This is a genomic window from Rhodococcus sp. NPDC078407 (genome assembly GCF_044542515.1).
In the GTDB taxonomy this organism is placed as follows: domain Bacteria; phylum Actinomycetota; class Actinomycetes; order Mycobacteriales; family Mycobacteriaceae; genus Rhodococcoides.
The window spans coordinates 1-19430 of record NZ_JBITUQ010000005.1 but is presented as its reverse complement, the minus strand read 5'-3'; the positions used below and the strand labels follow the sequence as shown (position 1 = coordinate 19430).

Sequence of the window (19430 nt, the reverse complement as noted above, 5' to 3'; positions counted from 1 at the left end):
GAGTTCACCACCAGACGGTCCAGCTCGGGGTACGCGACGTAGCGCCCGAGAGGAGTCGATGTGACGTTCAGTGGCCTTTGTGGGGGTCGATGTCACATTTGGTGGACTTGGGTGGCGGTGTCGGATCGGGAAAGCGGACCGAATATGTCCGCATTGCGTGGCATCGTGGCCTCATGAAGGAAACGTCGGCTCGGCTGTTGCGGCTGCTGTCGCTGCTGCAGACCCGTCGCGATTGGGCAGGTGCGGAGCTGGCAGAGCGGCTCGCTGTCACTCCGCGAACGCTGCGGCGAGATGTGGACAAGCTGCGAGATATCGGTTATCCGGTCAATGCGACGCCGGGAGTCGGCGGCGGCTATCAGCTCGGCCCCGGTGCCGAAATGCCGCCGCTGCTGCTCGACGACGACGAGGCGCTCGCGGTCGCGTTCGGGTTGCAATCGGCTGCCGGAGGGTCGGTGGCAGGTATCGGCGAGGCGTCGTTGCGAGCGTTGACGAAGTTGCGTCAGGTGATGCCGTCGCGCATCCAGCATCGGCTGGACGCGTTGCGGATAGACGTGGTGGAGAGCACGCCGCGCTCGGCCGTGGATGCGTCGGTGCTGTCCACGGTGGCGGCGGTGTGCCATCGGCACGAGCGGCTCCGTTTCGATTACCGCAAGCACGACGGTTCCGAATCCAGACGTGAGGTGGAGCCGTACAGCCTGGTGCGGGCGGGAGCGCGGTGGTATCTGCTGGGGTGGGATGTGCTGCGGGAGGATTGGCGGTCGTATCGGGTGGATCGAATGATCCCGAAGATCCCGACCGGCCCCCGGTTCACTCCGCGCGACCTACCGGAGGGTGGGGCGGCGGCGTTCGTATCCAAGGGCATCGATCGCGCGTTCACGCAGGTACAGGCGAGGATTGCCTTTCACGCCCCGATCGAAACGATCGCACCGATGGTCGACGAGCAATGGGGCGCAATCGAATCCATCGACGAGCTCACCTGTGCGGTTGTGCTGTCGGGCGATACACTACCCTCGATTGCGCGATGGTTGGCGGCGTTCGACACCGACTTCACCGTGCTCGGCCCTGCCGAGCTACTCGAGGAGTGCCGCGTCGTGGCCGAGCGACATGCGAGGCTCAATCGGCGCTACCTCGCCGCGGTTCACTCACCGGTAACCGAGACGTGAATCAATGAGCCGATGACCACACCACTCGGTTTCGACCCGACCTTCCTGGCCGACATCGACGTCCCGTTGCCCGATCGCACCGGCCTGGTGGTGCTGCCGTACACCCACTTCTCGGTGTCCATGGATCCTGCTCGACGCCTCGCCGCGGTCACCGGCGTCAACATCGACGGCGCGAGCCTGCAGGATGTGGGGCGCGGAGACAATTGGCGACTCGACGATCGGCTCCCGGCGTCACAGCAGGCTGGCAACGAGTTGTACAAGAACAACGACCTCGACCGCGGGCATCTGGTGCGCAGGCGAGATCCGGTGTGGGGCGAGCTGTCGGTGGCCAGGCGCGCCAACGAGGACACCTTTCACTACACGGTGTGCGCGCCGCAGACGGCCACGCTGAATCAGTCCAAGACACTGTGGCTGGGGCTCGAGGATTACGTACTGGGCTACGCCGAGCAATACGGTCGACGGCTTTCGGTGTTCAGTGGCTGCATCTTCGCCGACGACGACCCCCTCTACCGAAGCGTCGCCATTCCGCGGCAGTTCTTCAAAATCGCGGTGTGGTCGCAGAATTCGAGTTCGGCGTGCACCGGCTACGTGCTGGACCAGTCGCCTTCCCTCGACCCGATACTCGACAAGCCGCTACGACTCGAGACCGATCCCCCGCCTCTCGGCCCGTATCGGACGTACCAGGTTCCGGTGGCCGACATCGGATCGATGACCGGGCTGGAGCTGGGCACACTGATCGACGCAGATCGCTACGCTCCCGTCGCTGCAGCCCGGGAAGGGGCGTCGACGTGGACCGAGCTGACTGCGCTCGAGGACATCCACCTGTAGAGCCTCAGGCTTCGGTGGCCGCCAACCGGACGAAAGCTGCGGCGTCGATGGTTTCACCCCGAGCCGTCGGATCGATCCCGGCCTCGCGCAGGCGTCGTTCAGCGGCCACCGGAGAGCCGGCCCATCCCGACAGTGCTGCCCGTAACGTCTTGCGCCGCTGCGCGAATGCTGCGTCGATCACCGCGAAGACAGCCTTGCGATGTGCCATATCGATCGGCCAGGGCGGCTCGGCGTAACGATCGATGCGAACGAGACCCGACTCGACCTTGGGCACCGGCCAGAACACCGAACGGCCCACTGCGCCCGCCCTTTTGACGTCGCCGAAGAACCTGGCCTTGACGCTGGGAATGCCGTAGATCTTGCTCCCCGGTACTGCGGCAAGACGATCGGCCACCTCGGCCTGGACCATCACCACCGCGACACGAAGACTCGGCAATTCCGAGAACAGATGGATCAGGACCGGAACCGCGACGTTGTACGGCAGGTTCGCCACCAGGGCAGTCGGCTCACCGGCGATGTCCGCGGCGCGAATGCGCAGGGCGTCGGCCTCGATCACCGTCAATCTGTCTGCCAGCGTCGGGGCCCGGTCGGCCACTGTCGTGGGCAATCGGGTGGCCAGCTTGGGGTCGATCTCGACCGCGATGACGGCGTCGGCCACGTCGAGCAGCGCGAGAGTCAACGACCCGAGTCCGGGACCGACTTCGAGGACCGTGTCCTGCGGACCGACACCGGCGGAGGCGACGATGCGTCGCACTGTGTTGGCGTCGTGCACGAAGTTCTGCCCGAGTTGCTTGGTGGGCCGAACGTCGAGCTCGGCGGCGAGAGAGCGGACCTCGGCGGGGCCGAGCAGAGCCGCAGCTCCCCTCACATGTTCGGACACGGGGCGAAACTCTACGTGAGCTAGCGTAAGCCCAGGCGCGAGGTGCAGGAAGGCCATGCGCCCCAGCCCTGGGACTTCTGGGTCACCGACGCGATCGCGATCTGCTCCTCGCGGGTGGCGAGGTCGGCGCGAGGTGCGTACTTGAGGCCACCCTGGCGTTCCCAGGTGTTCTGGTCGAACTGCACGCCGCCGTAGTAACCGTTGCCGGTATTGATGGCCCAGTTGCCGGTTGCCTCGCACTGCGCGAGTGCGTCCCAGATCGCACCGTTCTCCACCGGGGGCACCTCGGTGCCGGGCTTGGCTCCGACGCGAACGGTCTTCGGCTGCGCGGGCACCTTGACCAGTTCGTCCACTTTCTCGCGTCCGGCCTCGACCCCGTTGACCATGTTGATCTTCCACGTGATGTCGGAGATACCGGGAGCTCCGGGGTTCTCGACGACGGTCTTGCTCATGTTCATCGTCGGATCCTCGATGCGCTCTTCCGGGGCATCGACGTCGGTGGTCTCGGTCTTGGTGATGGTGCGGTCGCGCGTGACGACGATCTCGACACCGTCGGTGACGGTGGCGTCCGGATCGGGGGTGACGGTATCCGCCTCCTCGAGCGGCTTGCCGGCCTCTTCGAGGAACTCGCGCACGGTCGGTGCCGCGAGCGTGAGCGGCGTTGCCGGACTGCCTCCATCGACCAGGGAGACCTCCTTGGGCAGCGCCACATCGAGCTCGGTGCCGTCGAGAGGCAACCGCTCGGAGCGAGACGCCGACACATGCACGTCCTCGGCCAGGCCCGTCTGCTGGAGGGCTTCGTCGACAGTCAGAGCAGTGGTCCAGATGTTCTCGGGCTTGCCGTCGACGTTCAACGTGAGCTCACGGGCTCGACGCAGTACGACGGTGTCGCCGTCGCTCAGATCTGAGTCCGGCGCGGGAACGACGAGATCCTTGTCCGACGGGGTGTAGCCGGCGTCGACGAGAGCGCTGTTGACGTCGGTCTTCATCGTGCTCAACGAGATCATGTCGCCGTCGACGTCGATGGTCACGGTCTTGTGACGGCTCACGGCCATCACACCACCGGCAACGAGAGTCATCAACAGGGCCGCGACGACCAGGTAGAGCGTGGTCGAACGAGCGGAGTTGAGGCGTCTGATAGTCGACAAAGTTTCGTGTTTCCTGGCAGTTGCGAGCGTGACCCGGCACGCGAAACGCCGAGTTCGGTCACGGTACGGTAACGAATTAGTACCTGGGTCGCAACTTCAGCAGCTACAGGCCGTAGACCCGCTCGGCATTGGCAGTCGCGTGCGCCGCCAGCTCGGCAGGATCCTGACCTCGAACCTCGGCCAGCGCCCTGGCGGTGTATGGCAGGCAATACGGCTCGTTGGGCGCGCCGCGGTACGGATGTGGAGTCAGGAACGGTGCGTCCGTCTCCACCAGCACCAACTCGTCGGGCACGAGGAGCGCGGCCTCGCGCAGTGCGTGCGCGTTCTTGAAGCTGACCGTCCCGGAGAAACTGAGGACGTAGCCGGCGTCGACGCACGCCCTCGCGGTCTCGGGACCGCCGGAGAAGCAGTGGAAGATCACCGTTTCCGGAGCACCCTCTGCGACGAGAACGGCCAGCAGGTCCTCGTCGGCCTCGCGATTGTGAATCATCAACGGCTTGTCCAGACGTTTCGCCAGATCGATGTGCCACCGAAAGCCGTCGTGCTGCTCGGCCACCGTCGCGCAACCGTCGAGCTTCCCGGGCCAGTAATAGTCCAGCCCGGTCTCTCCGACGGCAACCACGCGGGGATCGGACGCCAATCGCTCGATCTCGCTCTTGGCAGCGTCGTCGAGCACGTTGGCGCGAGTGGGGTGGATGGCCACCGCGGCCCACACCCGCGGATCCCAGGACGCCGCGTCGACGGCGAAGCGAGCGGCCTTGAGATCGTCGGCGATCGTCACCACACGCGTGACGCCGACGGATTCGGCCCGATCGACGATTGCGGCCACACTCGCCGCGTCGGTGGCACCGCAGGCATCGAGGTGAGTGTGCGCATCGACGAGGGCGCCGACGGACTCGGGCAACGGTGGTGCGGGACGGTCTTTGCTCACGCTGGATAGAGTAGGCGCACCATGACTGCGCCAGCTGAAGCCTCACGGCCATCCTTCTACGTCACCACCGCCATCGCGTATCCCAACGGTGCCCCCCACATCGGGCACGCCTACGAGTACATCGCCACCGACGCCATCGCGCGCTTCAAGCGCCTCGACGGCTACGACGTGCGATTCCTGACGGGAACCGACGAGCACGGCTTGAAGATGCAGCAGACCGCGCAGACCGAGGGCATCGACGTTCGTGAGCTCGCGGCACGCAATTCCAACGCGTTCCAGACCGCGCAGGACCTGCTGAAGATCTCGTACGAACGCTTCATTCGCACCACCGACGCCGACCACCACGCCGCGAGCCAGGAACTGTGGCGACGGATGGAAGCGAACGGTGACATCTATCTCGACGCGTTCTCCGGCTGGTACTCGGTACGGGACGAAGCGTTCTACACCGAGGCCGAGACCACCCTGATGGAGGACGGGGCCCGCGTCGCGACCGAGACCAACACTCCCGTCGAATGGACCGAGGAACCGTCGTACTTTTTCAAGTTGTCGCAGTACCAGGACAAACTGCTCGAGCTGTACGACGCTGCACCGGATTTCATTGCGCCCAACACCCGTCGCAACGAGATCGTGAATTTCGTCAAGGGCGGCTTGCGCGACCTGTCGATTTCCCGCACGACGTTCGACTGGGGTGTGCCGGTACCCGGCGACCCCGCGCACGTGATGTACGTCTGGGTCGACGCCCTGACCAACTACCTCACCGGTGCCGGCTATCCCGACACCGAATCGGAGTCGTATCGAAAGTTCTGGCCGGCCGATCTGCACATCGTCGGCAAGGACATCACGCGGTTCCACACCGTCTACTGGCCCGCTTTCTTGATGTCCGCAGGCATCGAGCTACCCAAGCGGGTGTTCGTGCACGGTTTCCTGAACGTCAAGGGCGAGAAGATGTCCAAGTCCCTCGGCAACGTCCTGGACCCGCAGTCTCTGGTGGAGAACTACGGTCTCGATCCGGTGCGCTTCTTCTTCCTGCGCGAGGTCTCGTTCGGCCAGGACGGCAGCTACAGCCACGAGGCCATCGTCGCCCGCGTCAACGCCGATCTGTCCAACGAACTCGGCAACCTCGCGCAGCGATCGCTGACCATGGTGGCCAAGAATCTCGACGGAGCACTCCCGACACCGGGCGAGTTCACCGCCGAGGACGAGGCGATGCTCGCCCGGGCGGATGCACTGCTCGACATCTGTCGACGCGAATTCGATGTGCAGGCACTTCATTCCGCGCTCGAAGCGATCTGGTCGGTACTCGGCGAGACGAACCGCTACTTCTCGTTGCAGCAGCCGTGGGTGTTGCGTAAGACCGATCCCGATCGCATGGCCACCGTGCTGTACGTGACGATCGAGGTACTGCGCATCGTGAGCATTCTGGCGCAGCCCGTCATGCCCGATTCCGCGTCGCGCATCCTCGACCTGCTCGGCGCGTCGAACCGCGAATTCACCGACATCGCAACACGTTCGGTGCCCGGCACAGCGCTACCGACCCCGACGCCGGTGTTCCCGAAGTACGAGTAGTGCCTGCGGCAGTGGTGCGGTTGTGTCCCGCCCAGGGCACTTGACCGCACCACTGCGGCTACGCCGCTTTCTCGAGCTCCTCCAGCGTGTTCTCCAGATGCGTCAGCATGCGCTGCAGGCGCGGCACACTTCGCCGGCACCCGATGAGCCCGAAGTTCAACGAATCGCCGTTGCTGGCGACAGTGATGTTGAGGGCCTGACCGTCGCACACGATGGACGCCGGGTAGATGCCGTCCAGTTTCGCGCCGTTCCAGTACAGATCCTCCTTGGAACCCGGCACGTTCGAGATGATCACATTGAACGGCGGCGGGGTGTAGTCGACGAATCCCGGGACCGGACCGAAGAGCAACGGGGCCATGGTGATTGCGCCGACGGCGAGCGCCTCGAGGGTATTGAGCTCACCCATCATCTGCTTGCCCCGAACAGTGGACTCCTTGATGCGTTCGAGACGAAGCAACGGGTCGGATTCGTCGGTGCCCAGATTGCACAGGATGGTCGTCACCGAGTTACCCGAGTCCTTGTCGTCCCCCTCCTTGCGCAGCGAGACCGGGACCATCGCGATCAAAGGCTCCTCGGGCAACGCGTTCTGATCGATCAGGTACGCGCGCAGAGCGCCGGCGCACATGGCGAGCACCATGTCGTTGAGCGTGGCATCGAGCGCCGTACCGACCGCGCGGATGCGCTCGATCGACCAGCTCTCCGCAGCGAATCGGCGCGCCCCACCGATGGGCACGTTGAACATCGTCCTCGGCGCTTGCAACGGCAGCTGCGCCCCTTCTTTCTTCAACGCGCGCAGCCCGATTCGAGCCGTCGCGGGTGCGAAGTCGACCAGGTCTCCGACGATCTTGCGCCCCAGCGAAAGCCCACCGCCCAGCTGCGCCAATCGCCCGGACTGCCCCTCGGCGGCCTGCTTCTTGCGCTTGCGGAACAACGAGGGATCCCAGGTGGCGACTCCGCTTCGATCCTCCGGGTCGGTACTGAGGGTTCGTTGCATCAACTTCAAGGCGCTCACGCCGTCGACCAGTGAGTGATGCACCTTGGTGTACAGCGCGACCCGACCGTCGGCCAACCCCTCGATGATGTGCAGCTCCCACATCGGTCGGTAGCGGTCCAGCGGTGCGCTGTGGTTGAGGGAGAGGAACTGGAACAGTTCGCGAATTCGCCCGGGTGCAGGCAGCACCGTGCGACGAACGTGGTACTCGAAATCGACGTCCTGATCGAAGGCCCAGGCGAGATTGCCCATGATCTGTACCGGACGCGACGGCCGCTTGCGGAAGAGCTCGTGCACCTCGCCGGTGGTGAACTTGCGGTGCACTTCGTCGGCGAAGTCGTGCGGATCGCCCGGCGGAACGAACAACTCCAGACCGCCCACGTGCATCGGGTGCTCCCGTGACTCGGCGATCAGAAACATCGATTCGGTGATGGGCATGAGTGCCATGAGCTGTCCCTTTTCCATTTGTTTTGTGTCACGGTACGGCACCGAATGTGACTCAGAACACGACCTTACGTGCGGACGTGAAAACCCACCCGCTATTGTCCGTTACCAGGGGTTCCAAATAGAACGGGGATCTCGACGCACGGCGCAGACGCGCCGAGCACCGCCAACGGGGATGGAGGCGACGGCTATGAATCCGGCGCTCACCGTAGTGAAAACGACCGACTCGGCAGCCACCGCGCGCCGCAGTGATATCCGCGGAGCAAGCCTGCAGTCGCAGATTCTGTCCAAATACCTGCAGTTCACGGTGCGTCCGTTCCTGACGGTGTGGGCGCAGGCTCCTTCTCTTCCGTGGCCGATGGGGCTGGTCGATTACGCGGGGCTGCTCGTACCGCAGATCAGCGGCACCACGCGCAGTCGCGTCATGCTCGCCGAGTGCGAGGCCGAGTGGATTCGCGCCGAGGGCACCGGAACCGATCGGGTGGTCCTGTATCTGCACGGCGGCGCATTCGTCTGCTGCGGCCTGCGCACCCACCGCAGAATGACCTCGCGAGTGTCGAAACAGATCGACGGCTCCGTGCTGTCGGTGAACTACCGCATGATGCCGCGCAATCCGATCAACCATGCCGTGGAGGACGGCGTCGACGCCTACCGCTTCCTGCTCGATTCCGGTTATCGCCCGGAGCAGATCGTCCTGGGCGGCGACTCGGCCGGCGGATATCTCGCGTTCATGGTCACCCTGGCGCTGCGCACCGTAGGCCTGCCCGCACCCGCGGGAATCTTCACCATGTCTCCCCTGACCGATATGGACCCCGCTCGCAAACTCGAGCACGAGAACGCGTCGAAGTGTTCGGTCTTTCCGTCCACCGCTGTTCCCGCACTGACGGCACTGGCCGATCGCGTCGATGCCCGCATCGTCGTCGAAGGCCAACGAGGGCCGCGGGTCTCCCCCGTCGACGGCGACCTCACCGGCCTGCCGCCGGTATTGATTCAGGTCGGTTCCACCGAAATGGTCTATGCCGACGCAGAACTCATGGCTCAGCGCCTTGCGGTTGCCGGCGTCGACTGCGAACTCCAGGTGTACGAGGATCAGGTCCACGTGTTTCAGGCGGCCGATTTCGTCCCCGAAGCCCGCCGCGCGCTGCGCGCCATCGGCGAGTTCGCCCGTAACGTCAGCCCCAGTACAGAAAGCTGAGATACCTTCTCCCCATGGCAGTCACAGTGAACAAGTCCGTCGACATCGACGCCGACGCAGCGACAATTCTCGACGTCCTCGCAGACGTCGAAGGCATCCCTTCGTGGTCTCCGGTGCACAAGAAGTGCGAGGTGGTCGATCGCTTCGAGGACGGTAGGCCGAACCACGTCAAGATGAACGTCTCGATCATCGGTGTCAACGACGAGCAGTTGGTCGAATACACCTGGAGCGAGAACGAAGTGTCGTGGAGCCTGGTGGAGAGCACCCAGCAGAAGGCCCAAGAAGGCCGATACACGTTGACGCCCAAGGGAAACAGCACCCACGTCGAGTTCGAGCTGACGGTCGACCCCAAGGTTCCACTGCCCGGCTTCCTGGTCAAGAAGGGCACCAAGACGATTCTCGAAGCGGCCACCGAGGGACTTCGTCAACAAGTGACGGGCTGAGCAGCTACTCCGCCTGCCGGGCCGCCAGGACAGCTTCGTAGACCGCTCGTTTGGAGACGCCGTCGACCGCCACCTGGGCGCAGGCGTCTTTCAAGCGCATGCCCGACGCCACCAGCGTTTCCACCTCGGCAACGAGGTCCTCGGGTTCCTCGGCGACGGCGATCGCTCCTTCGAGTACGACGGTGATCTCACCGCGTACCCCGCCCCTCGCCCAGTCGAGTAACTCCCCCAGGCCCCCACGTCGGACCTCCTCGTAGGTTTTGGTGAGCTCTCGGCACACAGCGGCGCGGCGATCGGGACCGAGTACGTGTACGGCGTCGTCGAGGCACGCGACGAGCCGATGAGGGGCCTCGAAGAAGACGATGGCACGTGGTTCGGCGAGTACCGACTGAAAGTACGTGCGTCGCTGTCCCTGCTTGCGCGGCGCGAACCCGTCGAAGCAGAACCGCTCGACCGGTAGACCGGACAACGCGAGCGCGGTCGTCACCGCCGACGGACCGGGCAGACAGGTCACCGGCAGATCCGCGTCGACGCAGGCGGCCACGAGACGGTAGCCGGGATCGCTCACCGACGGCATTCCGGCATCGGTGACCAACAGCACCGTCTTGCCGTCGGCCACGGCCTCGACCAGCGCCGGAAGGCGGGCGGTCTCGACCTGATCGTAGAAACTGACCACCCTGCCCGCAATCACCACCCCGAGCGAGGATGCGAGCTGTTTGGTGCGCCGGGTGTCCTCGGCAGCGACGACATCGGCACTGCCGAGGGCGTCACGCAGGCGCTGCGAGGCATCACCGACGTCGCCCATCGGGGTGGCGGCAAGGATGAGCATGCCTCCAGTGTCCCGCATGCGGCGGCGCGGCCCGTCACGCACCGTTGATCAACGCCTACGATCGGTACGTGACCTTGTTGACCTCTGTGCGCTCCGGCGACCGGTCGATGGTCAGTCCCGGGCCCACCGTTGCCGCGCGCGACTGGTTCCACGACACCGATGCCAGGCGCGGGTGGATCGTCACTCTCGTCATCACGGCAATCTGTGCGATCACGCGATTCACGATGCTGCGTTATCCCACCGATGCGGGAACCCCGGTATTCGACGAGAAGCATTACGCCCCGCAGGGCTATCAAGTTCTCACCGGCGGAGGGATCGAGGACAATCCGGCGTACGGCCTGGTGGTGCATCCACCGGTCGGCAAACAACTGATCGCCGTCGGGGAAGCACTGTTCGGTTACAACGGCTGGGGCTGGCGCTTCTCGTCGGCAGTGGCCGGAACCCTGTTGGTGCTGTTGGTGATTCGAATCGTTCGACGCCTCGCACGCTCGACACTGGTGGGTGCGATCGCCGGCATTCTGCTCATCGTCGACGGGGTGACCTTCGTCAGCAGTCGCATCGGCATGTTGGACATCTTTCTCGCGTTGTTCGTCACCGCCGCCCTGGGCTGCCTGATCGTCGACCGGGACGACATGCGACAACGGCTTTCGAAAGTGCGCGACGAGGGCAGGATCCACGCGAGTGCGCTCGGGCCGCGAATGGGTGTGCGATGGTGGCGATTCGGAGCCGGCGTCATGCTGGGCCTCGCCTGTGGAACCAAGTGGTCGGGCTTGTACTTCATCGCGTTCTTCGGCTTGCTGAGTGTGGCATTCGATGTGGCCGCACGTCGCTCGTACGGCGTCGAGCGACCCTGGCGGGGAGCCGCATTGCGCGATATCGGGCCTGCGCTCTACGCCCTGGTGGTCGTTCCGATCGCGGTGTATCTGATGACGTGGTGGGCATGGTTCACCTCCGAGACCGGTGTCTACCGGCACGAGGTGGGCGACGGCGTCGGCGTGGGAGGTCCGTTCTCGTTCGTGCCCGACGCATTGCGGTCCCTCTGGTTCTACAGCAGCAGCGTGTTGCAATTCCATGAGGGACTGACCAATTCGGCCGGCAACCGGCACCCGTGGGAATCGAAGCCGTGGACGTGGCCGATGGGCCTGCGCCCGATGCTCTACTACTTTGCCGACGGCGAGAGCGTGTCCGGATGCTCGGCATCCTCGTGTGTGAAGGCGATCATGCTCATCGGGACACCCGCCATGTGGTGGTTGGCGTTGCCGATGCTGGCCTGGGTGATCTGGTCGGTGTTGGTGCGGCGCGACTGGCGTTATGCCGCTGTGCTGGTGGGCTATTCCGCCGCGTTGCTGCCGTGGTTCACCACTCTGGACCGGCAGATGTACTACTTCTACGCGGTGGCGCTCGCGCCGTTCATGGTGATGGGTTTCGCGTTGGTTCTGGGCGACATCGTCGGCAAGGCAACCGCGTCGGCGGAACGACGAGGTACAGGGCTACTGCTGGTAGCGGTGTACCTCGCCGTGGTGATCGCGAATTTCGTCTGGCTGTGGCCGATCCTCACAGCCATGCCGATCACGCCGGAGATGTGGCAGCAACAGCTGTGGCTGCCGAGCTGGCGTTGACCTAGGCAAGGCAGGAGTGCAGCCTGCGGAATGACCTAGGAAAGCAGTGCTGTCTTGCCTTTGGTGAGTCCGTCGATGCTGATGCGTCCGGCACCGAAAGCGGCGAGGAGCAGAGCGCCGACGCCGAGTGCGACGACCAGTTCGTAGCCGTTGTCGGTGACGAAGACGCCGTTCTCGAAGTGGACGAAGATTGCTGCACCGAGCATGTTCAGGAAGAGCAGCAGACCGGCCACCGGTGTGAAGATCCCCAAGATCAATGCTCCGCCACCGATGAGTTCGACGAATGTGGCGAAGTAGGCGGAAGCGGTGGGGAGCGGAACGTTCATCATCTCGAAGCTCGCCGCTGCACCGTCGAGACCGAAAGTGTTCAGTTTCTGCCAGCCGTGAGCGATGAAGACGACTCCCAAACCGATACGGGCGACGAGTGCGACAGCGTCGCGGACAAGGGTGGAGTTCATGGATGATCCTTCTGACACGACTACATGGGCCGCATTACGATGTCAGAAGTAAGTTGAAGCGTCAACTCAGCCGATGGCGGCCACCCTTGTCACTTTCATCGCCCTTGTTCCCGGCATTCGCGGCTCCCCTCAGGGCAGCTTCGAGAAACGACCGCGCATTGTCGTCGTCCAAACCGATGGACCGGACTGTCTTCACGAACTCCGTTGCAGCCCGCGCCGCGATGTCACGGGAAGGGTCGCCGCCCGAGGCGACGAACGAACCCGATCGTCCGCGTGTCTCGATCACCCCTTGCTGCTCGAGCTCTCGATACGTCTTCGCAACCGTATTGGGTGCGATCTTCAGCTCTTCCGCAAGGCCTCGCACCGTCGGAATCTTGGTACCGGCAATCAGATCGCCCGATCGCACCAGCCCGAGGATCTGCATCCTCAGTTGCTCGAACACCGGAGTCGTGTTCGACGAGTCGATATGAACGCGCACAGGACGTGCCTTATCCCAGCGCGTCGACAGCGTCGACGATAGAAGTCGACCCCGATGTCAGCATCAGAGTCTTGCGCACCGCTGCGCCGGAATCGAGTAGTTGCGCGATGACGGCTGCTACGTCTGCTCGCGTCACCTCACCGGGCTCGAGCGGAGGTTCGGTGAGCGACACGGAATCGCTGGCATCCTCGTCCGTCAGCTTGCCCGGTCGCAGAATCGTCCAGTCCAAGCCGCTTCGGGCCGAAACATCGTCTTCCGCAGCAGTTTTGGCGTTGATGTACGCCTTCCATCCGTCGTCCAGATCGTCGGCGACCGGTTCCCCCGCACCGAACGAGCTGATCAACACATAGCGTCGAACGCCGGCTTTCTCGGCCGCATCGGCCAGCAGAACGGCACCCGCGCGGTCGACGGTGTCCTTGCGCTCGGGGCCACTGTCGGGTCCGGCACCTGCAGCGAACACCACGCCATCGGCACCTTCGAGCACGGCCGCCAGCTCGTCCACAGACGCAGATTCGAGGTCGATCACCTGCGGCAACGCACCGAGAGCAGTAACGGCGTCGACGTGGTCTTCGTTGCGAATCAGCGACACCGCGCGATCACCGTGCGCCGTCAACACCTGCGTCAGGTGTTGGGCGATCTTGCCGTGCCCACCTGCAATGACAATCCGCTTGTCGGTCATAAAGACACTCCCGTTCGTTACATGAAATCTGTGGGGTTGGCTACCCGCGTGGGAAGATTGCAAACATGACCACCACCGCGACGATCTACCACAATCCCCGGTGCAACACCTCTCGCACGGTCCTGAAGACAATCGAGGAATCCGGTGTGGTGCCGCGCGTCATCCGGTATCTCGAGACGCCTCCCACCGAGGACGAGCTCCGTACGCTCCTGGCCGACGCGGGACTCGAACCACGTCAGGCCATCCGAACACGCGAGAGCATCTACAAGGAGCTGGGACTCGCCGACGCGGACGCCGACACGCTGATCGCAGCGATGATCGAACACCCGATTCTCATCGAACGCCCGATCGTGGTCACCGACAAGGGCACCGTGCTCGCCCGGCCGGCCGAGAAGGTGCACTCGGTCCTGTAGCGCGCTACAGCCTTTCCCGGGACACCGGGCACGACATACAGCGCGGACCGCCCCGCCCCGAACCCAGCTCCGATCCGGAGATCCGCAGTACTTCTATGCCCGACGCCTCGAGCCGGGCATTCGTCTCGACATTGCGCTCGTACGCGACGACGACCCCCGGCGAGATGGCCAGCGTGTTGTTCCCGTCGTCCCATTGTTCACGCTCGGCAGTGACGTGGTCGAGTCCGGTATCGATCAGTCGCAGTTTGCCGATTCCCATCGCCTCGGCCGCGGCCTCGAGAAACGGGTCCGCGCCGCGAATGGTGACTCCGTTGTCCTCACGGCGAATGGTGAACGCGGACAACGTGTCTGCAATGGCCGGGTACATCACCACCGCATCGGTATCGACCATGGTGCACACCGTGTCCAGATGCATCGACGCCCGCTCCTGCGCTATGGGTGCCACCAACACTGTGTGTGCAAGGTCGTCCTCGAAGAGGCTGCGCGCCAACGCTTCTGCACCTGCGGGGGTGGTGCGCTCTCCTACACCGACGGCCACCACGCCCGGAGCGAGAAGCAATACGTCACCGCCCTCGACCGGAGCGATACGCGACTCGTACGCCCGTCGCGCCCCTCTGAACATCGGATGGAACGCGTAGATCAGGTCGGTGAGTGACGTCTCGCGAACCCGCGCAGGCAGCGCGAGCGAGGTGATGGCGACGCGATCGTCGATCCAGAACGACGAATCCCGAGTGAACAACAGATTCGGCAACGGATCTATGACGAAGTCGCCGCCGTGGTGCATCCGCCGGACCAACGACGCACCGCTCAGTCGCGGCTCCCCCGTTTCCGCCTCCAGCAGTTCGTCGAAGGTCATTCCGGCCATGAGGATCTGCGCGAGATCTGCGGCCGGCACTCTCCGCAGATGCTGGGCCAGATCTTCGGCCAGCGCCCGGCCGAGGCGTCGGGCATCGACGGCAGCGGAAATCCCCTGCATTCGTGCCGCGCCACTGGCCGTCATGGCCTCGGTGAGCAACTCGCCGAGCAGCAATACCGTGACGCCGCGGCTGCGGAGCAGTTCGGCGAACGCGTCGTGCTCGTCCTGCGCCCTGTCGACCCACGGCAGACCGTCGAACAATAGTTGATCATTGTTGCGAGGAGTGAGGCGTCGTAGCTCGTCGCCCGGCCGGTGCAGCATCACGGTTCGGAGCTGCCCGACCTCGGAGTTGGCACCCAACGGGCCCGGGGCCGCATCGACAGTCATGAACGAACGGTAAACCCATTCGTCGCGCACCGCCGAAATCCAAGACCTGAAGTAATGTCGAGGTCGTGCCGATGCCCGAGTGGAACGTCCGTGAGCTGACTCCCGGCCAACTCTCCGAGCGCAGTGGAGTGGCCGTCTCCGCATTGCACTTCTACGAGAAACAAGGGCTGATCACCAGCCGCCGAACTTCCGGCAATCAACGCAGATTTCACCGCGAGACGCTGCGGCGGGTGGCCTTCGTTCGTATTTCGCAGAAAGTCGGGATTCCACTGGCCGACATTCGGCAGGCATTGAGCGAGCTTCCGAACGAACGGACGCCGACGCGCGAGGACTGGGCTCGCCTCTCGACGCGCTGGCACCGCGAATTGGACTCTCGGATAGAGCAATTGACCAGGCTGCGCGACAACCTGACCGGATGTATCGGTTGTGGCTGTCTGTCTCTCGCCGGCTGCGCTCTGGCCAATCCGCACGACGAGTTGTCTCACTCAGGTCCGGGTGCACGCAGACTGGACGTCGATGTGGACGAACCCCCGACCCGACGCGGCTCGAGCAGTTTGGAGAACTGATCGTTTGCCTTCTGCAGGACGAACTCGTAGGGCGGCGCGAACTTCCGAGACACCCAGTAACCGAACCTGATGTCGTTGGACGAGTAGACCAGGTACTTGCGCTTGGCGATACCGGTGAGAATGGCGTCGGCGACCACGGACGGTTCGACGGCACGCTTTTCGAATCGGTGCTGCAATTTCTGCACACGCGGATCGTCCCGATCGACGCCGGCAATCTGAAGTGTCTGCACCAGACCGGTTTTCACGCCGCCCGGCACCACCAGGCTGACGCCGATCCCGTGGCGCTTGAGGTCGTACTTCAGCACTTCCGACACACCGCGCAAACCGTACTTGCTGGCACTGTAGGCAGCGTGCCACGGCAGCGGGATCAAACCGGCCGCGGAGGAGACGTTGACCAGGTGGCCACCGCGTCCGGCGTCGACCATGGGAGGCAAGAACTTCTCGATGATGTGAATGGGGCCCATGAGGTTGACATCGACCATCGACTTCCAGTGTCGGTGCTCGAGGTTCTCGACGGTTCCCCACGCCGAGATGCCGGCGATGTTCATCACCACGTCGAGGCTGCCGAATTCGGCGTGAATGTCGTCCGCGAACGCGGTGACTGCTTCGAAATCGGACACATCGAAGGGCAGAGAGTGGCTGACGGTACCGCCCGCGCGGCCGACCATGTCCACGGTCTCGGCCAACCCCTGGACGTTGATATCGGTGAGGAAGAGCTCCGCGCCCACTTCTGCGGCAGCGATGGCCGTCGCCCGGCCGATTCCGCTTCCCGCGCCCGTGATCAACGTCTTCTTGCCGCGTAGATCGTAAGTAGCCATCGAAGCCTGTATCCCCCACCGGTCGCCACGTTCAGGTCGTTTTCGACCCTACGCGGTGACACCCGAGAGGGTTGTCACAATCTTTGCGACATCTCGTCTCGGTAATCGGCGACCGTGCGCTCGATGCGAGTGGCGTCGTCTTCCGCGCCACGCTTGCGTGCGTCGTCCGCACGCTGCTGCAAGGTGCCGATCGCCTTGCGAAGTTCGTTGTCCGACATTCTCGACTTCTGAGCAGTGTGTTCCATATCACAAGTGTGCCCCGGCATCGAGGACCTCGACAAGGCCTACCCGATCACGAGTTTCAGACGTTGACCGAAGCCGAGGAGATGTTCTCGCGCACAAAGCTGGACAGGCTGCGAGCCGCGAATTCGCGGAAGTAGGCAAGCTTGTCGGCGGGCACGAGTGAGGGAAGCACGGTGTTCCACACCTTCTCCATGCGCGAGGGCGCATCTTCGAGACGAGACTGGGCTTCGGACACCATCAGAACGCCGGCGAGCATCTCGCACACCAGCAGCGCTGCGTTCCCGGCATCGAGATGATCGGCGACGTCGCCGTGCTCGATCGCTCGCTCGAAGAGGTGCTCGAAGATGTTTCCCCAAGTGCCGAAGACACTGCCGCGTGCGGTGTCCGAACCGTCGATCTCCATCTGCAACCGGTACATGACTCGAACCAGTGGATCCGAGGCCGCGAGCTCGAGTACCGAGTACGAGATTCCGATGACCGATTCGAGCGCCGGGCTTCGGCTGTCGACCAGGCCTGCACACGCAGTGGATACCCGCTCGTGGCCTTCGTCGACGATGGCGCGGGCCAGTTCTTCCTTGGACGCGAAGTGGAAGTACAACGCACCCTTGGTGACGCCGGACTGCGCGGAAACCTGACTGAGCGTGGCATTGGCATGCCCCACCTCGAGAAAGAGGTCTGCCGCGGCGCGTAGCGCGGCCGCGCGCGTTGCTTCTGCTCTGAGTTGTCTCACCATGTTGCTGCACCCCTGCTCTGTCGACCTTGCGATGACATCGACGCCCTGGACACGCCGCCCGGCCGTCGACCGGACGACGTGATGTGCGAATTCACGACGCCCAGCGGGCTGGCTGCGCTCGGCAATGGTAACCGGTTTCGTGCCGACTTTGTGATTCGAAAGCGACAATTACATGAAGACGCTTCGGTTCACAAAACGATTGAAATGAAAAGTTCCACTTCTCCGGAAATTGTAACGACTTCGACTTCCTCTTTGTACGCACGAAAAATACCCCCGGACGCCACACATTCGTCGACTTGAGTCCATACGTCCTCGATCGGGTCCGCCAACGAACCACTGGGCACGAAGACGGCGAACACACCGGTAGGTATCGACACGAACACATCACCGATGTCGACGTCGGCTGGTGAATCGATCGACACAGCGACAACGGCATTGACCGTGCCGTGGGGATCCGGCACGTACACCGTGCTGACTTGACTCGCACCGATGTGCTTCTCGCGCAGACGTTCTCGCAAGAAGCGCATCCACTCGCTCCCGCTCGCTTCCGCACCGGGTTCCACTCTCGGGGCTACCAATCCACTGAACAGTTCGGCACTGCGCGCAGTCACCCGGAAGGTCATGACGCACCACCTGGAACAGTGATTGCCAGATAGAGATCGATCTTGTACGCGTGCGGATAGAACTCGTAATCGCCCGTGAACGATCGCACTATCTCACCCTGCTCCTCCGCATGATCTATCTGAATCCACAGCCGAGTGAGAACTTCGGGGAAAGAACCCACTGCGGAAAATCGTGCATATTTCGCAGCAGGGACTTTTGCGACAAGATGCCCGCGCGCAACCTGAGAGAGCGAGGAACACACATAACCGACTATCTGTGTGTTGTACGAACCGATACCAGGGGCGAAGTCGGTATAAATCGAAGCCAACGGTCCGGAAGTATCTTGGTTGAGCACAGCAGACCACGCTTGATCCAAAGCGGGGTCGTTGATCCGGCCCAGTGCTCGTTTGGGGCTCCGGACTGGAAGACCGGCGACCCACGTTTCGGGGAGGTCGACGATCTCGAACGACATTCACACTCCGTAGAGAAGTTGCAGGGCAGATCCTGTGCTCGGAACCGGTCCGATGAGGATATCGCCCGTCAATCTACCGGCCCGACGGGCACGTCGATCGTCAATCGATCAACCATACCGTCAGCCCGTTTTGATCGCTAAACAATTTCTTGGCGATCGGCCGGCGCGTCTGATGCCCTCAGATGCCGAGCCGCCAGTGTCGCCGCAAGCAGGACGAAGCCACCGACACTCAGCCAGGGCAACAGATCGATCGCGGACTCGGCGAAGGCACCACCGACGAATCCGCCTGCAGCGATGGCGAGGTTGACCAGTGCGACGTTGAGTGTCGCAGCGAACCCCCCGCCCAGTGCGACCAAAGCAGTGGTCACGATCGGAAGCGCGGCCATCTGAGCAGCACCCCACACGGCCAGCGCGGGAAACACCACCGCCGCGGACCCTTCGGACAGCGCGAGCGCAGCCACCGCCGACATTGCGATCACCGCAAGCACGGTCACCCAGAACGTATCGGCACGTCCTCCCAGGTAGCCCCCGATGGCATTGCCCAGCAATCCCGCTACACCGAATACCCCCGACCCCACCGAAATGCCGCCGGTGTCAGTTTCAGAAGTCGGCTGCACGATGTCAGAAGTCTCCTGCACTGCAACTCCAAGTTCTTATGCCCACGTTCGACCGCATCCTATGAGCGCT

General features: G+C 63.7%; 23 protein-coding genes. 8 read left to right on the top strand and 15 right to left on the bottom strand.

What is annotated here, in order from left to right:
* The first annotated feature begins 173 nt into the window (after positions 1-173).
* Both ACIGGF_RS07380 and ACIGGF_RS07375 read left to right on the top strand, forming a co-directional pair.
* Positions 174-1163, top strand: a complete 990-nt coding sequence (locus ACIGGF_RS07380) for a helix-turn-helix transcriptional regulator (protein ID WP_397520740.1) — start codon at positions 174-176, stop codon at positions 1161-1163.
* Between the two features lie 12 nt (positions 1164-1175).
* Positions 1176-1991, top strand: coding sequence for a DNA/RNA non-specific endonuclease (locus tag ACIGGF_RS07375; protein ID WP_397520739.1), 816 nt, complete (start codon positions 1176-1178; stop codon positions 1989-1991).
* Positions 1992-1995: 4 nt separating this feature from the next.
* On the opposite strand, the gene rsmA is transcribed toward ACIGGF_RS07375, so the two are convergent.
* From rsmA to ACIGGF_RS07360, 3 genes are all read right to left on the bottom strand, one after another.
* Positions 1996-2871, bottom strand: a complete 876-nt coding sequence (gene rsmA / locus ACIGGF_RS07370) for a 16S rRNA (adenine(1518)-N(6)/adenine(1519)-N(6))-dimethyltransferase RsmA (protein WP_397520738.1) — start codon at positions 2869-2871, stop codon at positions 1996-1998.
* Positions 2872-2891: 20 nt separating this feature from the next.
* Positions 2892-4019: a transglycosylase family protein gene (locus ACIGGF_RS07365; RefSeq protein WP_397520737.1), complete on the bottom strand. Its 1128-nt coding sequence runs from the start codon at positions 4017-4019 to the stop codon at positions 2892-2894.
* Positions 4020-4122: 103 nt separating this feature from the next.
* Positions 4123-4950: a TatD family hydrolase gene (locus tag ACIGGF_RS07360; RefSeq protein ID WP_397520736.1), complete on the bottom strand. Its 828-nt coding sequence runs from the start codon at positions 4948-4950 to the stop codon at positions 4123-4125.
* Positions 4951-4971: 21 nt separating this feature from the next.
* On the opposite strand from ACIGGF_RS07360, the gene metG reads away from it, so the two are divergent.
* Positions 4972-6516 (top strand): methionine--tRNA ligase, encoded by a 1545-nt coding sequence (metG, locus tag ACIGGF_RS07355; RefSeq protein ID WP_397520735.1) that lies wholly within the window; start codon positions 4972-4974, stop codon positions 6514-6516.
* Positions 6517-6574: 58 nt separating this feature from the next.
* Here metG and ACIGGF_RS07350 read toward each other — a convergent pair whose 3' ends face one another.
* Positions 6575-7954 (bottom strand): wax ester/triacylglycerol synthase family O-acyltransferase, encoded by a 1380-nt coding sequence (locus ACIGGF_RS07350; protein WP_397520734.1) that lies wholly within the window; start codon positions 7952-7954, stop codon positions 6575-6577.
* Positions 7955-8141: 187 nt separating this feature from the next.
* On the opposite strand from ACIGGF_RS07350, the gene ACIGGF_RS07345 reads away from it, so the two are divergent.
* Both ACIGGF_RS07345 and ACIGGF_RS07340 read left to right on the top strand, forming a co-directional pair.
* Positions 8142-9146 carry an alpha/beta hydrolase gene (locus tag ACIGGF_RS07345; protein WP_397520733.1) on the top strand — a complete coding sequence of 335 codons (1005 nt, stop codon included), beginning with the start codon at positions 8142-8144 and terminating at the stop codon, positions 9144-9146.
* Between the two features lie 14 nt (positions 9147-9160).
* Positions 9161-9589: an SRPBCC family protein gene (locus ACIGGF_RS07340; protein ID WP_397520732.1), complete on the top strand. Its 429-nt coding sequence runs from the start codon at positions 9161-9163 to the stop codon at positions 9587-9589.
* A gap of 4 nt (positions 9590-9593) precedes the next feature.
* Here ACIGGF_RS07340 and rsmI read toward each other — a convergent pair whose 3' ends face one another.
* Positions 9594-10418 carry a 16S rRNA (cytidine(1402)-2'-O)-methyltransferase gene (gene rsmI / locus ACIGGF_RS07335; protein WP_397520731.1) on the bottom strand — a complete coding sequence of 275 codons (825 nt, stop codon included), beginning with the start codon at positions 10416-10418 and terminating at the stop codon, positions 9594-9596.
* A 107-nt stretch (positions 10419-10525) separates the two neighbouring features.
* Here rsmI and ACIGGF_RS07330 point away from each other — a divergent pair, with 107 nt between their 5' ends.
* On the top strand, positions 10526-12037 hold the full coding sequence (locus ACIGGF_RS07330; RefSeq protein WP_397520896.1) for a dolichyl-phosphate-mannose--protein mannosyltransferase: 1512 nt from the start codon (positions 10526-10528) through the stop codon (positions 12035-12037).
* A gap of 35 nt (positions 12038-12072) precedes the next feature.
* Here the strand turns inward: ACIGGF_RS07330 and ACIGGF_RS07325 are convergent, their stop codons facing one another.
* The 3 genes from ACIGGF_RS07325 to ACIGGF_RS07315 all read right to left on the bottom strand — a co-directional run bounded on the left by ACIGGF_RS07325 (position 12073) and on the right by ACIGGF_RS07315 (position 13652).
* Complete coding sequence (locus ACIGGF_RS07325) at positions 12073-12495, bottom strand: DoxX family protein (protein WP_397520730.1); 423 nt, start codon at positions 12493-12495, stop codon at positions 12073-12075.
* Positions 12496-12556: 61 nt separating this feature from the next.
* A complete protein-coding gene (locus ACIGGF_RS07320) occupies positions 12557-12973 on the bottom strand; it encodes a GntR family transcriptional regulator (RefSeq protein ID WP_397520729.1) in 417 nt (138 codons plus the stop codon).
* 10 nt (positions 12974-12983) lie between these two features.
* Entirely contained in the window at positions 12984-13652 is a 669-nt protein-coding gene (locus ACIGGF_RS07315; protein WP_397520728.1) for an SDR family oxidoreductase, read from the bottom strand.
* A gap of 65 nt (positions 13653-13717) precedes the next feature.
* Between ACIGGF_RS07315 and arsC the strand changes: the two genes are divergently transcribed.
* Complete coding sequence (gene arsC, locus ACIGGF_RS07310; RefSeq protein WP_397520727.1) at positions 13718-14065, top strand: arsenate reductase (glutaredoxin); 348 nt, start codon at positions 13718-13720, stop codon at positions 14063-14065.
* Positions 14066-14069: 4 nt separating this feature from the next.
* Here the strand turns inward: arsC and ACIGGF_RS07305 are convergent, their stop codons facing one another.
* Positions 14070-15308: an arginine deiminase gene (locus ACIGGF_RS07305; protein ID WP_397520726.1), complete on the bottom strand. Its 1239-nt coding sequence runs from the start codon at positions 15306-15308 to the stop codon at positions 14070-14072.
* A 65-nt stretch (positions 15309-15373) separates the two neighbouring features.
* On the opposite strand from ACIGGF_RS07305, the gene soxR reads away from it, so the two are divergent.
* A complete protein-coding gene (soxR, locus tag ACIGGF_RS07300; protein ID WP_397520725.1) occupies positions 15374-15874 on the top strand; it encodes a redox-sensitive transcriptional activator SoxR in 501 nt (166 codons plus the stop codon).
* On the opposite strand, the gene ACIGGF_RS07295 is transcribed toward soxR, so the two are convergent.
* From ACIGGF_RS07295 to ACIGGF_RS07270, 6 genes are all read right to left on the bottom strand, one after another.
* On the bottom strand, positions 15790-16692 hold the full coding sequence (locus ACIGGF_RS07295) for an SDR family oxidoreductase (protein WP_397520724.1): 903 nt from the start codon (positions 16690-16692) through the stop codon (positions 15790-15792). The two genes, soxR and ACIGGF_RS07295, sit on opposite strands and share 85 nt — an antisense overlap.
* 74 nt (positions 16693-16766) lie before the next feature.
* On the bottom strand, positions 16767-16937 hold the full coding sequence (locus tag ACIGGF_RS07290; protein WP_397520723.1) for a hypothetical protein: 171 nt from the start codon (positions 16935-16937) through the stop codon (positions 16767-16769).
* A 56-nt stretch (positions 16938-16993) separates the two neighbouring features.
* Positions 16994-17668, bottom strand: coding sequence for a ScbR family autoregulator-binding transcription factor (locus ACIGGF_RS07285; protein ID WP_397520722.1), 675 nt, complete (start codon positions 17666-17668; stop codon positions 16994-16996).
* 188 nt (positions 17669-17856) lie between these two features.
* Complete coding sequence (locus ACIGGF_RS07280; protein WP_397520721.1) at positions 17857-18291, bottom strand: effector binding domain-containing protein; 435 nt, start codon at positions 18289-18291, stop codon at positions 17857-17859.
* Positions 18288-18743 (bottom strand): GyrI-like domain-containing protein, encoded by a 456-nt coding sequence (locus ACIGGF_RS07275; protein ID WP_397520720.1) that lies wholly within the window; start codon positions 18741-18743, stop codon positions 18288-18290. Before ACIGGF_RS07275 ends, ACIGGF_RS07280 begins: the two co-directional genes overlap by 4 nt.
* A gap of 137 nt (positions 18744-18880) precedes the next feature.
* Positions 18881-19360, bottom strand: coding sequence for a hypothetical protein (locus ACIGGF_RS07270; RefSeq protein WP_397520719.1), 480 nt, complete (start codon positions 19358-19360; stop codon positions 18881-18883).
* Between the last annotated feature and the right edge of the window lie 70 nt (positions 19361-19430).